The following is a 13,440-nucleotide window of genomic DNA, read 5'->3' on the forward strand; positions in this document are numbered from 1 at the left end:
CATCGACTCCGAGGTCAGATGGGCTCGCCGGTCGACGGGCGTCCGATCGCGTCCCGGGGCGCCATCGCCCGGGGATCATCGGGTAGGCGGGCCTGCGCGGCGTCGTCCGCCCAGTCCCGGTTGCGCTCGGCGTCCTGTTGGCGCCGGTCCCGCTCGCTCATCTGCTGTTGCCGGGACGACTGCTGCTGAGCCATGGCGATCCTCGCGATCCGTCGGGGCGCGGCTGCGCCGACACGGTCTGCGGTCGCCCGTCGCGTACCCGGCGGCCCATCCGGCAAACGCGGCCCGGCGGCGGTGCGGGGGCGTGCCAGGCGGCAGGCGGGGTATCCGGGACGAAGGCCAGCACGCGGAGGTGGGGCATGGACGAGCAACGCAGCACGGTGACCATCCCGGTCGGGGACGCCCAGCTCCCCGCCGACCTGATGTTGCCCGCTCAACCGGGAGGCGTGGTGCTCTTCGCGCATGGCAGCGGCAGCTCCCGGCACAGCCCCCGCAACGTGGCGGTGGCCGAGACGCTGAACGGCCGAGGGCTCGGCACGGTGCTCGTGGACCTGCTCACCCCGGCCGAGGACGAGGTGGACGCGCGCACCGCCGAACTGCGGTTCGACATCGGGCTCCTGGCCAGTCGGCTGGCCGGCATCGTCGACTGGTTGGCGGCCGAGCGCCCCGCCGGTGAGGTGCCGATCGGCCTGTTCGGGGCCAGTACGGGTGCCGCCGCCGCCCTTGTCGCGGCGGCGTCCCGCGCCGACCGGGTGGGCGCGGTGGTCTCCCGGGGCGGGCGACCGGACCTGGCCGGCACCGCTCTGGCCCAGGTACGTACGCCGACGTTGCTGCTGGTCGGTGGCCTGGACGAGGAAGTGATCGCGCTCAACGAGCAGGCGCTGGCCGAGCTGGGGGAGGTCGGCGAGCTGCGGGTGGTCCCCGGGGCAACCCACCTCTTCGAGGAGCCGGGCACCCTCGAGCAGGTCGCCGACCACGCCGGCACCTGGTTCACCACCCACCTCAGCCGCGCTGTTCCCAGCCCGGTACGTCGATCATGAGGTCGGCGGGGGATCGGTCACCCCTACTGGAGCGGGGGCGCCCGAGGCGGAGTGGTGGCGTTGCACGGTGTCGATGATGCGCCAGAGGACGGCGGTGATCGGAACGCTGACGAAAGCGCCGGCGATGCCAGCGATGAGGGTGCCGGCGGTGACCGCCACCAGGATGACCGCCGGGTGCAGCCGGACCTGCCGCTTCATGACCAGCGGCTCCAGCAGGTTGCCCTCGATCTGCTGCACGGCGATCACCGCGGCGAGGGTGAGCAGCGCGGTGGTCGGCCCGTTGGCGGCCAGCGCCACCAGCACCGCCACCGCGCCGGCCACCGTCGCCCCGATGATCGGCACGAAGCCGCCGAGGAAGGTGATCAGCGCCAGCGGCAGGGCGAGCGGCACCCGGAGCACCACCAGGGCCAGGCCGATGCCGATCGCGTCGATCGCGGCGATCAGCATCGTGCCCCGGCTGTACGCGCCCAACGTCTGCCAGCCGGCCCGGCCGGCCTCGGTCACCAGGGGCCGGTTCGGGCCAGTCATCCGGGACAGGACCCAGTGCCACATGGACCGGCCGTCCTTGAGCAGGAAGAAGAGCAGCACCAGGGCGAGCAGCGCGGAGCCGACCACTTCGCTGGCGGTCCGGGCACCGGCCACCGGGTCCGGCGAGCTGCCACCCAGCCCCTGCCGCGCCTGGTCGACCAGTCGGTCCAGCTGGGCGTCGGTGACCGGCAGGGTGGACGTGACGAAGTCCCGGCTTCGGTCCAGCCCCTGGGTCAGCTCCTGGCTGAGCTGGTCGAACTGGCTGGCGGTCAGGTTCCACACCAGCGCGCCGACCCCCACCAGGATGCCGAGAAGCAGCAGCACGGTGAGCAGCGCGGCCAGCGACCCGGGCAGTCGCATCCGGCGCAGCCGGAGCAGCACCGGGTCGAGCAGCGCGGTGAGGAAGATGGTTGCGGCCAGCGCGATGGCCAGCGGCGCCAGGAGTACGGCGATCCGGCCCAACAGGTAGAGCCCTGCGACGACCACCACCAGGCAGGCGCTCCACAGCACCGCGGTCCGGACCAGCCAGGGCAGGGCCGCCCACGCCTGGCGCGGCCCGAAGCCGTCCGTCGTCGCCCCGGTGCCCGCCCCGGGTTCGTCTACCGCCATGTCGGTCCTCCTCGATCTCCGCGAGGTCGGTACCCGGCCAGTGGCGCGCCGACACCCATATCGCTCCAACACCGGTTGAAGCGCTGGCGTGGCGGGTGCGCCCAGGTAGTCCGAGCCATCCGGTGAAGGTCGAATTGCCCGGTTTGCACCCGCCGGGGCCTGGCACGATTGTCCGCGAGACGCCCGGGTAACCGTCGCCATGGCCGATGACCGCCCACCAGCCGACCGCGACCGGTCGCGGCTCGGTGAGGCCGCCGAGCTGGGCGGCCAGGCAGTCGAACAGGTGCGGCGCCGGGGCGGGCAGGCCGGCCGGGTTCGGGCCCGGCAGTGGGAGATCACCCTGGTGATCGCGATCCAGGCCGGGCTGGCCGCGGCGCTGGCCGCCCTGATCGCCCAGCACCTGCTCGGCCCCGGAGCGCACGTCTTCGCGCCGGCCGCCGCCGTCGGTACGATCGCCACCGCCATCGGGCAGCGGGCCCGGCGCACCTTCGAGCTGCTGGCCGGGGTGGGCATCGGCATCGTCATCGGTGACGCGCTGCGCTTCCTGCTCGGCTCGGGGCCGTGGCAGACCGGCGCGGTGGTCGCGCTCGCCATCGCCAGCGCGCTGCTGGTGGCTGGACGGGGTGGCGCGCTGGTCGGTCAGGCCGGTGGTACGGCCGTGCTGATCGCCACGCTGGCCCCGATGGGACGCGGCCTGGAGCTGCCCCGGATCTTCGACGCACTGGTCGGTGGGGTGGTCGGCCTGCTGGTCGTCGCTCTGCTGTTGCCGGTCAATCCGTTGCGCGTGCTGGACCGGGCCGTGGCGCCGATCGTCACGGTCCTTCGCGAGCAGCTCGCCGAACTGGCACAGACGCTGCGGGAGCGCGACGCCGAACGGGCGGTGCAGATTCTGGAGCGGCTGCGCGCCACCGAGGGTGACCTGGGTCGGCTGCACGAGTCGCTCAGCGGGGCGGAGGAGGTGGTGACGATCGCGCCGGCCCGCTGGCATCGGCGTCAGCAGTACCGCCGGTACGCCAACGGCGCGGAGCACCTGGAGCGGTTGACGCTGGATGTCCGAGCGCTGGCTCGCTGGACGGCGACCGCTCTCCAGTACGGTGAGCCGATTCCGGACGAGTTGCCGAATGCGGTGGGCCGGCTGGGCGAGGCGGTGGCTGAGATGCACTCCGAGCACCGGAGCGGCAAGGATCCCGAGCGGACCCGCCAGCTGGTGCGGGAATGTGCCGAACTGGCCGGTCGGTCCACTGCGATCGGGGTGCACTCGTTCGGCGACGCGCTGGTGACCGGCCTGCGTACCGCGTGCAGCGACCTGCTCCGGGCCACCGGTTGTGACCCGGACGATGCCAATCGGATGGTGCGCAGAGCGGCCGGCGCCGGTGAGGCGGAAGTCCATCCGCCGCCCCGTCGGCAGATCCACCGGGCCCCGCCGAACCGCGCCGCCCGGGTCCGCAGGCGGACGCGGCTCAGCGCTCGGACCCGGAACGACGACCGGGCCGGCGTCCCCGACTGGGGGAGACCGGCCCGGTGAACCGCCAGAATCAGGAGGAGTAGCCGCGCTCGGCGATCCAGTTGGCGACCTTCGGCAGGCTCATCCAGTACTCGCCCAGCGCCGGGTTGGCCGGGTCGGCGATCCGGATGGTGTCGCCCCCGTCGCGGTAGCCGACCAGGGTCAGGTAGTGGCCGCCCTCGTACGAGTGCGGGTTGCCGTCGGTGTCCACGGCCGTGCCCTTGATGTTGGCCACCACCGGTCGGCCGGCGTCCAGCGCGGCCAGCACGTCCCGGCGTAGCTGCTCGACCTGTTCGGGGCGGGCCACCGAGTCACGGATCTCGGTGGTCCGGTACTTGCCGCCGGTCAGCTCGTTCAGCACGCGGGTGGTGTCCAGGGCCGAGGGAGTGCCCGCCTCGGTGGTGCCGAGGAGCGTGGCCACCTCGTCCTGGGACAGAGCCTTGCCCTGGGCGGACAGCGCGATCCGGGTCGCTGCCGGGCCGCAGTAGTAGAAGTTCGGCTGGGCCTGGTAGTCGATGCCGAGGATCCGCTCGGCGGAGCGGCCGGGCTGGCTGCCCCGGTCGGTGTGGCTCGACGGGGTCGGGGTGCCCTGCACCGGGGCGGCCTGCGCGGCCAGTGCGGGACCGAGGGCGCAACCGCCGGCGACCAGCAGGCCGGCGACGGACAGCGTGCTCTTCTGGATGATCGGGTTCATGGTCGAGTCTCCGTTCGGGGGTTGGTGCCTCCAACTGGTGGAGGGCAGCAGCACCGGGAATGGCGCTCGGCTCATCGAGGTGGGCGACGACCCGCGGCGGCCTCGGGCCGTGGGCTTACCGGGGACGTAACCGTCCTGCTCCGGCGGGCATTCCGCCGCCGGCAACCGGCAAGGCGCGGTGCGATCAGGTGCAACGGCTGCTGGCCGGGCGGGATTCCGGGTTCGACGTGCCGCTGCTCACGGCTCTCCCGCCACACCATCACGGGGTCGAGCGAAGAACCGGACGATCCGGGCAGCGATCAACGGACCGGACACCGGGGACGGCCTGGTCACGACTTGCGTGACCGGCGAAGGATGACCAGCGGCGCAGGTGGCGCGGCGTCAGAGGCTGCCCAGGAGGCCGGTCACGCTGATCTCGATGACCACGCGCTCCGGATTCGGGCGCGGGGTTCGGTACCGCTCGGCGTAGCGGCGCTCCGCCTCCGCGACGGCGGCGGGATCCGACCGGAGCACCGCCCGGCCCTCAATGGTCAGCCAGCGGCGGCCATCCACGTGGCAGACGGCCACCGGGGTGCCTGCCGCGCCGGCGGCGGCTACCTGGCGGGCCTTGCGGGAGGTGCCGGAGGTGATCACCCGGGCCAGCCCGGCTGCCGGGTCGAGGGTGACCCCGACCGGCACCACGTGCGGGGTGCCGTCGGCGCGCAGCGTGGTCAGCGTCGCGAGGTGCCGTTCCGCGCAGAAGGCGGCAACGCGGTCGTCGCGTACGTCCAACTGGTGATCGCCCGCCATGCCTGTCCCCCGTCCACCGAACCGGCCTCGATCATGGCACGCGGCGGCGTACCCGGTCCGGATCCGGCGGCGCGTCCGGCTGCCCGGGCAGCCGGCGATCGGCCGCCCGGCGCTGGTGCACCAGCCGGGTCAGGTAGATCAGCGCGCCGGCCAGGACGCCCATGTCGTCCAGGTAGATCGGGTCCGGGAGCAGGTCGACCGGGAAGATCGTGTAGATCAGCGCCCCGTAGAAGGCGACCTTGCCGCCCGCGCCGAGACCGCTCAGCAGACGCCGGGTCCGTACCACCCGCACCGCCAGCACCACCGCACCGGCCAGTGTGGCGACGGCCAGGATGCCGGCGATCACCACGAGGACCCACGCCTGTCGAGACATTCCGTCACGCTAACCCACCACGGCCGCCCCGGCCCGGTGACGGGACCGGCCCGCTACGCACGGACGCGGGGGCCGGCGGCCAGCACCAGCGCGTCCCAGCGGTCAGAACGCGGGTACCGCCGCGCGTCCGCGGGCGACCACGGTGTCTTCCCGGGTCTGCTCGACCGGCGGCCGGACGACCTCGCTCAGCGGCAACACCGAAGCCGACTCCGCCACCCGCCGTCCGGTGGCCTCGTGGGCCTCCTCGCGCAGGCTGCGGGCCGCCACCACAGCCGACTCCGCGGCCCGCCAGGCGGCCTGCTCCCGCTCCACGGCGGCAGTGTGTCGGGCCGCCAGGTTGTCCCGGATCGCCCGCTGCAACACCAGCTCCTGCTCGACCGGATGCAACCGCGGGTCCCACCCGTCGCGGTGCCCGAAGACGTCACTGAGCTGCTCCACCGACAGCTCCCGCCGCCAGTACGCGTCCAGTGCGGCCCGGTGCAGGTAGCGCTCGCGGTCGACGTACTCGGCCGGGGTCCGGGCCGTGTGCGGCAGCGGCATCGCGGCTGCGGCGCCGAACCGTCGGACGGCCGCCTCGGCCGCCTCGTACGCCTGCCAGGCGGCCTCGACGGTCTCCTGCGCGGCTACCCACTCCGTCCGGCGGCGTTGGGCGGTGGTGGTGGCCCGCTCGGCGGCCACCGTCACCTCCTGCGCGTAGCGGCTCTGCTCCCGTTCCTCGTGGGCCTGTTCGAGTTGGCTGGGCATGGCCGCGCGACGGATCCGGGAGCCCGGGTCGAGGCGGAACTTGCCGGGCCGCAGCAGCAGGGCGGCGACAGCGACCACGACCACCCCGAGCAGGCTCAGCCAGATAGCGGCGGCCCGGGGCACGTCGGGCAGGAAGGCGGAGAGGACGGTCTGCATGATCAGCACCTCGCGGTCGAACGACGGGTATCGACGGGTGGCGGTGGACGGGTGTTCCGGCAACAAGGGCCGGGGCGGGTTGGCCGTCGGGGCGGAGTGAGCCGCCGGGCCCCGGAGCGGTACCGCTGTGCGCGGCTGTCGGGTGGTCACCGTTTGGTGATCTCCGGCCGGAGTGGTCACGCGGACGGCGACGAATCCGGCACCCGGACCGGTGACCCGGCACCGGACCGGGTGGGTCGGGGGCGCCGGTGGCCGGCCAGGATCAGCGGGTGGGCGGGCCGCGTCGGGACGGGGTGCCGTGGCCGGGCTCGACGGTCACCGGGTGCTCCGCGGCGGTGACCGGACCGGTCGCCACGGCGGCGACGACCGTGCTGACCGGCCGAGGTGCGGCCGGCTGGCTCGCCCGCTCGGTGGCGGCGACGGCGTCGGGTCGGAGCGTGTCCACCCGGCTGCTCACGGCGCTGGGCCGCAGCTGCGTCGGTGCGGGGGGTGGCGTCGCGGCGAGCGCGCCGCCGAGGCCGACGGCGAGCACCAACGCGGTGACCGCCAGCCGGGTCAGCTCACGCAGTGACCGCAGCACGGCCCGCCGGGCTGGGCGGACGAGCGCTGCGGAGGACACCCGACCAACCTAACCCCCGACCCGCCGGGTCGCAGCTCGGCAACGGCTCATTCGGGCGTGACCACCGCCACGATGCGCACTGTGGACGGACAGGCCATCCACCTTCCCGACATGACGGTGGCCCCAGCCGGATCGGGTCCGGCCGGGGCCACCGCGGCACGTTCGGGCGCCGCCGACGCTGTCGGGCATCGGCGGCGGATCGGGTCAGCCGGAGGTGCCGAGCACCGGCGGTGGAGCGTCCCCGTGGTCTCCCCACACCATCTCGTCCTCGGTCAGCCAGGTCAGCCGGTCGTCGGACTCGTCGTCCTCCGGCCGGCCGTGCCCGCCAAGCACCCCGGGGCGTTTCGCGCCGCTGCCGGCCGCCGCTCGGCCGGCAGTCTCGCCGCGCCGCCCGTCAATGCTGCGACCCATCCCGGTGGCGGGGCGGTTGTCGGGTGCAGCCGGGCCAGCGGCCGGCCGGACCGAGGCGGTGGGCGTGCTGCTCGAACCGGCGAGGGCAGCGGTGCGAAGCACCCCGCCGGCCGGAGCCCCGCCGTGCCCTCCGAAGAGCAGGCCTGACCCAGCGCCGGCGCTGGCGGTCACGGTGGTCGGCCCGGACAGGCCGGCGGTCCCGCCGGCGGGCGGCGCTCCGCCGAGCACCGGCTCCGCGCCGGCCAGGGAGGTGCCGCCTTCGGTGGCGGAGTCGCTGCCCGGACCGGTGACGACTGCCGGCGCGCCGCCGGTGCCCACGCCGTCCTGGCCAGTGCCTGGCGCGACGCCGACGACCTGTGGCTGGCCCACACGGTCGGGCGTCGTGATGGTCGCGTCGCCGGTGTGTGCCGTGTGCTTGGTGGCGAGGGGCGCGGCGCTCGGCGTGTCGGTGCCCGGAACGCTGCGTGGCGTCGTCGGGTCATCGCGGACCGTCTTCGGCGTCTCGGGGTCGGGAGGCGGCGGGTCGACCACCCGGTCATAGGCGGAGAGGTCGTAGCCGGCTGCCAGCTCGGCCACCACGTTCACCATCCGCTGATGGGCCTTCTCCTGCTCTGCCTTGTCCTGCTGGTGACCCAGAATGCCCCCGACCACCGCGCCGGGCAGGCCGAACGTGGCGCCGCCCCGGAGGGCGCCGGAGATCGTCTGGTCGTTGTCGTCGGTCTCTTCCGGGCTCTCCGCCTGCTTGTGCGCGGTGCGCAGCTGGCCGGCCATCATGGTCAGCCCCTGCTGGACGCCGGCCATCCCCTCGCCCAGCGCCTCGGTGTGGGCGACGATCATCATCAGCCGCCGCTGGAACTCGAGACCTGCCGAGCCAGTCCAGGTGTTGCCGAGCTTTTCGAGGTCGCCGCTCAGCTCCCGGCCGAGACCGTCCAGGATGCCCTTGAGGGCGGACCACTGGGCGGCCACACCCTCGATCTGCTCGGGCTTGCCGGCCATCACGGCGTCGTACAGCTGCTGGTGGCTGTTGCCCTGGTAGCGCTGGGTGTACTCAGACACGCCCGTCCTCCTTCGGCCCCAACGCCCGGTCGACCCCGGTCAGCGCGGCGGTGATGTCGGTGGCGTTGGCCGCGTTGCGCGCCTCGGCGGTGCGGTAGTTGGTCAGGATCGTGCTGGTCGCCTGCTGTGCCGCCTGCACCGCCTGCCGGAGCCGCTCGGCCTGCACCACGTAGGACTGGTGGACATCGCTGTAGCGCCTCGCGTTGTCGGTGGCGTCGGTGAACGAGCCCAACGCCGGAGGGCGGCACTGCATCTCGGTGTTGAGCTTTCGCAGCACCGACTCGGCCTGGCTCAGCCGAGCCGCCAGGTGCAGGTGGAAGTCCTCAAGGGACAGCAGGTCGACTTCCGTACGCCCGGTCATGGCAAACATCCCCGTCGTTCTGGTTGACAACCGTCAGCAGCTCTCAGGTTAGTCCACCAGTGCGACGCGGGGCGACCCGTCCGAGCCGCTCAGTCGTCGGCTCCAGTCGATGCCGCGGGCACCCCGCCACCCGCCCCACCGCTCGCCGGCGTGCCGCTGGGCGAGGCGGGCGGCGTCGGCTCCGGTGCTGGCGCCGCCGACGACGGACCACCGGGCGAAAAAAAAGCCGACGCGTCCGCCCGGTTGAGGTTCGGCCCGGTCGGGATCAACGAGAGCAGCGAGCCGGGCACCGCCAGCGGGGTGACCCCGCTGTAGCCGAGGACGGCCGGCGTCTCAGCCGACCCGAGCGGATACCGGACGCCCTGCGGGCTGATCAGGTAGATCGTCGACCCGGCGGCGACGGAACCACTGGTCCCAGCGCCGGGGGCTGCCTGGGCGAGCACGCCCTTGCCGCCGGGCAGCAGCACCGCCTCGGCCGTGCGCACCGAGTCCCGGGCAGCCTGGCGTACCGGCACCGGGCCTGACGCGCTCGCGGTCAGCTCCGCCGGAGCACGGTCGAAGACCTCGACGGTGGTGGTCGGCGGGCCGCCCCCACTGCCCGCCCGGTACGTGGCGCAGAGCACGGTCTGCCCGGACCGGGCCGCGTACAGCGTGGGCAGCGTCAGGGGCAGGCCCTCCTCGTCCACCCGCTGCTGGGTCAGCAGCCGGCCGGCCTGATCCGGGGTGATGTCGGTGATCTGACCGCCGCCGCCAATCATCAAGAGCGCGGTGATCTCAGTAATTGAGACGAGACCTTCCCGAGTCAGCACGTAGTGCTGCCCGGCGGCCTTGAACACCTGACCGATGTTGGCCTGTCGATCGGCCACGGCCAGGCCGCTGCGCTCGCCCTCGCCAGGCAGCGACGGTTTACGCAGCGGGGGCCCGGCCGGTACGGCATTGAGCAGTTGCTGCCCGACCGGCAGCGGTGTCGTGCCGGTCATCTTCAGCGCCGCGATCGCCTGGTCGCCGCCGAGCACCTGAAGCCGGGCGCCGCCGGTGAGCAGGTACCGCTGACCGTCCACGGTGACCAGTGCCGCGCGGTCACCCAGCGGCGTGCCGCCGGGCAGCGCACGGTCGATCACCACACGGGTGCTGGAGCGGCGCGGGTCGGCCGGGTCGGGCACGTCGCAGACAGACCAGGGCAGACCGGTCAGCGACTTGCGGTCCGGCAACGCGTCCGGCGCGCCGACGATGCCGACGGTGCGGCCGCGCGGCCGGTCCCGCAGCGACGCCTGGGACATCGTCCGCACCGTCGGATCCGCCGTGTCCAGGATCAGCCGGGCGGACGTGTAGTTCAGCGTCGGGAGCAGCTTCCCCTCCACGAACACGTATGTCGCGCCGCTCTCCCGCTCGATGACCAGCGTGTTCTCTTCCAGTGGCGCGGTGTTCCCGGTCAACTGGCCGTACGCGCCGACCCCGCCGAGCACCACGGCGGCGGCGATGACACTGCCGAAGATCGCCATGCCGAGCCGTCGCATCGGCAGGTTGGTGGTCTCCGGATCGCCCGACAGCAACGCCGAGACGATCCGGCGGGTGACGAAGCGGTACGCCTGCACCTGATCGCGGCGGGTCCGCATGACTTACCTCCGGCGGGGTGGATCCGCGACGATCAGGTCGGAACGCCGTCGCGGGCTTCCCTACGATAAGGGGCCGACGGCGGGTCTTTGGGACCACCGCCCTTGGCCGACGCCGGAACGACCCGGCGCAGCCGTACCGTGCAGGAGGGACAGTCACCGATGACGCAGGTTCAGGCGCGACCCGCCCGAGTGGCCAAGAACCCGTCCGGCGTCCCGGCGCGGGCGACCCCGCCGGCCGATCGCCCCGGCCGGGGACGGGTCGGCCCGGTGCTGGTCGGGCAGCTCGTCGTGCTGGAGGTCTGCGCGGTCGCCGTCTGGGCCGCGGGGGCCGGGCCCAGCTGGTTGCTCGCCGCGGTGGGCACGGTGGCGGCGCTGGTCGTCCTGGCCGTGTTCGCCCGTCGGGGTGGCCGCTGGTGGTTCGAGGACCTGCTGCTGCGGCGGCGGCTGCGGCGTCGCCGCGAGCGTGCCGCGGCGACGCTGGCCGACGGTACGGCGGCGGACCCCCGGCTGGCCGCGCTCGCCCCCGAGCTGACCGTCATCGAGCTGACCGACCGGGGCACCCGGCTCGGCATCGGGCAGGACGCCCAGGGCTGGTTCGCCGCGGTCGCGCTGCAACCCGCCTCCGGCACGACGGTCGGCTCGATGGACGCGTCGGCGGTGGACCGGGCGCTGCGGGTGCTCACGGAATTCGCCGCGCCAGTGTCCCGGGCTCAGGTCGTCGCGCACACCCTGGTCTGGTACCCGGCGCCCGGTGCGCCGCCGGCAGCGCACCGGACCGTCTGGGTGGCGCTGCGGCTCACCGTCCGCGACGCTCGGGTGGAGACGGTGAGCCGGGGCGGCGGGCTGCCCGGCGTACACCGGACGTTGGCTGCCGGAATTGGCAGATTGGGCAAAGCACTGACCGCCGCCGGGCTGGCCCACCGGCCGCTGGGCCGCGACGAGCTGCGCGCGGCCGTGGTCTCGGCCGCCGGGCTGGACCTGGTGCCGGAGCCGCCAGCGGAGACCTGGCAGGGGCTGCGCGGCGGCGGCTGGACGCACCGCTGTCTGGCCCTGCGGGGCCGGTCGGACGCCCCGCTCGGCCCGTTGGTGGAAGCGATCACCGCGACCTCCGCGCCTTCGCACACGGTGGCCGCGGCGGTGTCGCCGGACGGGCGGGTGGCGGCGCCGCTGGTGCGCGTCGCGGCGATGGACAACCACGTCGAGGCACTGGTCAAGGTCGTCCAGGACGTCGCGCAGCGGGCCGGCACGTCACCCCGACCGGTGGACGGGCAGCACGCCCCCGGCGTGTACGCCAGCGCACCGGTCGCATCGGCGCTGGGCGGCTTCTCCGGCCCACAACCCCGCTGACCGCCCGCCCGCTGACCGCCCGCCCACTGACCGGCCGTTCGCCTGGCCGGTCAGTTGGGCGGCGGAGCCCTCGGGTCAGGGCCGCAGGTTCACGATCCAGCCGTACAGGCCACAGACCCAGACGGCGAGCGGGACCAGCGAGATGATCAGCAGGATCTCCACGATGTCGAGCAACCGGCCCCAGACCGGGGAGATGCGCTTGCCGGCCACGGTCAGGCCGTAGATCAGGCTGACCACGGCGGCCAGCAGCAGCCCGCCGAGGATCAGGCCGAGCCGGACCGGCAGCGACCCGCCGGCGAAGGTGGCCGCGGCGGCCAGGCCCAGCCCGACGGTGCCGGCCAGCAGCACCGGGGTGCGCTGGGCGCGGCCCAGGAGCGGACGGGCCCGCAGCAGCGAGAGCAGGGCCAGCACCAGGCAGAACAGCACCGCCGGCAGCCGACCGTCCAGGGCCAGCACCAGCTGCGCGCCGAGCACCAGCAGCGACACCGTCCACAGCAGGCCGGTGAGGAACTGGTCGGCCCGCTCGCTGAGCTGGAGCACCTGGCGGCCGTCGACCGACTCGCTGTCGGTCTTCAGGTCCTCCGGACCGGTCGGGATCGACGGCACCGGCAGCCGGGCCAGCCGGTAGGCCAGCATCGGCAACGCCGGCACCGCGCCGAACGCGACCGCCGCAATCACCGCGGCCGCGGCCGGCGCGTCGATGCCGAAGATCAGGCAGAGGACCGCGCCGAAACCGGTCGCCGCACCCACCCCGATCGCGCCGAAGAAGAGCGGGTAGCGGTCGCCGACGGCCAGCGCGGCCACCGCCCCGGCGACCACCACGGCGGTGGCCGCGAGCAGGACGTGCGGGCTGGCCAGGTCGGTCAGCGACCGGTCGCCGGCGAGCAGCAGCAGACCGCCGGTGCCGGCGTGCACCAGGCCGACAATGGCCAGCACCGCCCCGGTCCGGCTGTCACCCGCAGCCCGGGACAGCACCGCCGCGACGACCAGCAGCGCCACCGTGACGAGCAGGGCGGCCAGCGCGCCGGGCAGGTGTGGCGGACCCGCGAAGAGCGCGGCGAGCGCTCCGGCACCGAGCGCGGCCGCGGCGAAGAGCACCGCGAAGGACCGGGTCGAGCCGGCCTGCCAGGCGCCGGGGCGCTGGTTGGTCGCGGTGGCGACCGCGTCCACCACGTCGTCAAAGACGATCTCCGGCGCGGCGGCGGACCGGGGGTTGAAATACAACACCTCGCCGTCGCGCACGCCGAGCTGCGCAGCGGTACGTCCGCCATCCAGGGGGGCACCGCCCAATCGGGACAGTGCCCAGCCGCCGTGCCGCACGCCGTCGTCGGCCAGGTCCTCCCCGGCGTAGCGCAGCAGAGTGGGCAGCAGGTCCGCCATCGGCACGTCCGACGGCAGGGCCAGGTCCATTCGGGTACGGGGTGCCACGATGGTGATCCGGCTCAGACCACCGGTCGCCGTCTTCGTCGCCACAGTGGCCTCCAGGTGTCCGTCTACGATCAGCTGGCCGGGGTGCCGCGGTGCGGGTCCACCGCGCCCACGGGAGATTACCTACGATGGCGGGCACGTACGATGCCCACCCGCGGACTTTGG

At 74.1% G+C, this 13,440-nt stretch carries 14 protein-coding genes; 3 read left to right on the forward strand and 11 right to left on the reverse strand.

The window, feature by feature from the left end; all coding sequences use genetic code 11:
- Window positions 1-14: 14 nt before the first annotated feature.
- Complete coding sequence (locus tag ABZV00_RS05290) at window positions 15-194, reverse strand: hypothetical protein (protein ID WP_328422914.1); 180 nt, start codon at window positions 192-194, stop codon at window positions 15-17.
- A 165-nt stretch (window positions 195-359) separates the two neighbouring features.
- On the opposite strand from ABZV00_RS05290, the gene ABZV00_RS05295 reads away from it, so the two are divergent.
- Window positions 360-1,040, forward strand: coding sequence for a dienelactone hydrolase family protein (locus ABZV00_RS05295; RefSeq protein ID WP_355602053.1), 681 nt, complete (start codon window positions 360-362; stop codon window positions 1,038-1,040).
- Here the strand turns inward: ABZV00_RS05295 and ABZV00_RS05300 are convergent.
- Complete coding sequence (locus ABZV00_RS05300) at window positions 1,035-2,177, reverse strand: AI-2E family transporter (RefSeq protein ID WP_355602055.1); 1,143 nt, start codon at window positions 2,175-2,177, stop codon at window positions 1,035-1,037. The genes ABZV00_RS05295 and ABZV00_RS05300 overlap by 6 nt on opposite strands.
- Window positions 2,178-2,376: 199 nt before the next feature.
- On the opposite strand from ABZV00_RS05300, the gene ABZV00_RS05305 reads away from it, so the two are divergent.
- Window positions 2,377-3,702: an FUSC family protein gene (locus ABZV00_RS05305; protein ID WP_355602057.1), complete on the forward strand. Its 1,326-nt coding sequence runs from the start codon at window positions 2,377-2,379 to the stop codon at window positions 3,700-3,702.
- A 10-nt stretch (window positions 3,703-3,712) separates the two neighbouring features.
- On the opposite strand, the gene ABZV00_RS05310 is transcribed toward ABZV00_RS05305, so the two are convergent.
- The 8 genes from ABZV00_RS05310 to eccB all read right to left on the reverse strand — a co-directional run bounded on the left by ABZV00_RS05310 (window position 3,713) and on the right by eccB (window position 10,500).
- Window positions 3,713-4,375, reverse strand: coding sequence for a C39 family peptidase (locus ABZV00_RS05310; RefSeq protein ID WP_355602059.1), 663 nt, complete (start codon window positions 4,373-4,375; stop codon window positions 3,713-3,715).
- 381 nt (window positions 4,376-4,756) lie between these two features.
- Window positions 4,757-5,164: a TIGR03618 family F420-dependent PPOX class oxidoreductase gene (locus tag ABZV00_RS05315; RefSeq protein WP_355602061.1), complete on the reverse strand. Its 408-nt coding sequence runs from the start codon at window positions 5,162-5,164 to the stop codon at window positions 4,757-4,759.
- Window positions 5,165-5,195: 31 nt separating this feature from the next.
- A complete protein-coding gene (locus ABZV00_RS05320) occupies window positions 5,196-5,537 on the reverse strand; it encodes a YkvA family protein (RefSeq protein WP_328422926.1) in 342 nt (113 codons plus the stop codon).
- 102 nt (window positions 5,538-5,639) lie between these two features.
- Window positions 5,640-6,437 (reverse strand): hypothetical protein, encoded by a 798-nt coding sequence (locus tag ABZV00_RS05325; protein WP_355602064.1) that lies wholly within the window; start codon window positions 6,435-6,437, stop codon window positions 5,640-5,642.
- A 262-nt stretch (window positions 6,438-6,699) separates the two neighbouring features.
- Complete coding sequence (locus tag ABZV00_RS05330; protein ID WP_328422930.1) at window positions 6,700-7,056, reverse strand: hypothetical protein; 357 nt, start codon at window positions 7,054-7,056, stop codon at window positions 6,700-6,702.
- Between the two features lie 204 nt (window positions 7,057-7,260).
- A complete protein-coding gene (locus tag ABZV00_RS05335) occupies window positions 7,261-8,523 on the reverse strand; it encodes a hypothetical protein (RefSeq protein WP_355602067.1) in 1,263 nt (420 codons plus the stop codon).
- Window positions 8,516-8,884 (reverse strand): hypothetical protein, encoded by a 369-nt coding sequence (locus tag ABZV00_RS05340; protein ID WP_328422934.1) that lies wholly within the window; start codon window positions 8,882-8,884, stop codon window positions 8,516-8,518. The genes ABZV00_RS05335 and ABZV00_RS05340 overlap by 8 nt, the downstream gene beginning before the upstream one ends.
- Before the next feature lie 89 nt (window positions 8,885-8,973).
- Complete coding sequence (gene eccB / locus ABZV00_RS05345; RefSeq protein WP_355602070.1) at window positions 8,974-10,500, reverse strand: type VII secretion protein EccB; 1,527 nt, start codon at window positions 10,498-10,500, stop codon at window positions 8,974-8,976.
- A 159-nt stretch (window positions 10,501-10,659) separates the two neighbouring features.
- Between eccB and ABZV00_RS05350 the strand changes: the two genes are divergently transcribed.
- Window positions 10,660-11,847 carry a type VII secretion protein EccE gene (locus ABZV00_RS05350; RefSeq protein WP_355602072.1) on the forward strand — a complete coding sequence of 396 codons (1,188 nt, stop codon included), beginning with the start codon at window positions 10,660-10,662 and terminating at the stop codon, window positions 11,845-11,847.
- Window positions 11,848-11,922: 75 nt separating this feature from the next.
- On the opposite strand, the gene eccD is transcribed toward ABZV00_RS05350, so the two are convergent.
- The gene (gene eccD / locus ABZV00_RS05355) at window positions 11,923-13,320 is read right to left on the reverse strand and encodes a type VII secretion integral membrane protein EccD (RefSeq protein WP_355602074.1); all 1,398 of its coding nucleotides are present in this window, start codon (window positions 13,318-13,320) and stop codon (window positions 11,923-11,925) included.
- Window positions 13,321-13,440: the final 120 nt, after the last annotated feature.

Origin of the sequence: Micromonospora sp. NPDC005173 (assembly GCF_040608515.1) — a bacterium.
Taxonomy (GTDB): domain Bacteria; phylum Actinomycetota; class Actinomycetes; order Mycobacteriales; family Micromonosporaceae; genus Micromonospora.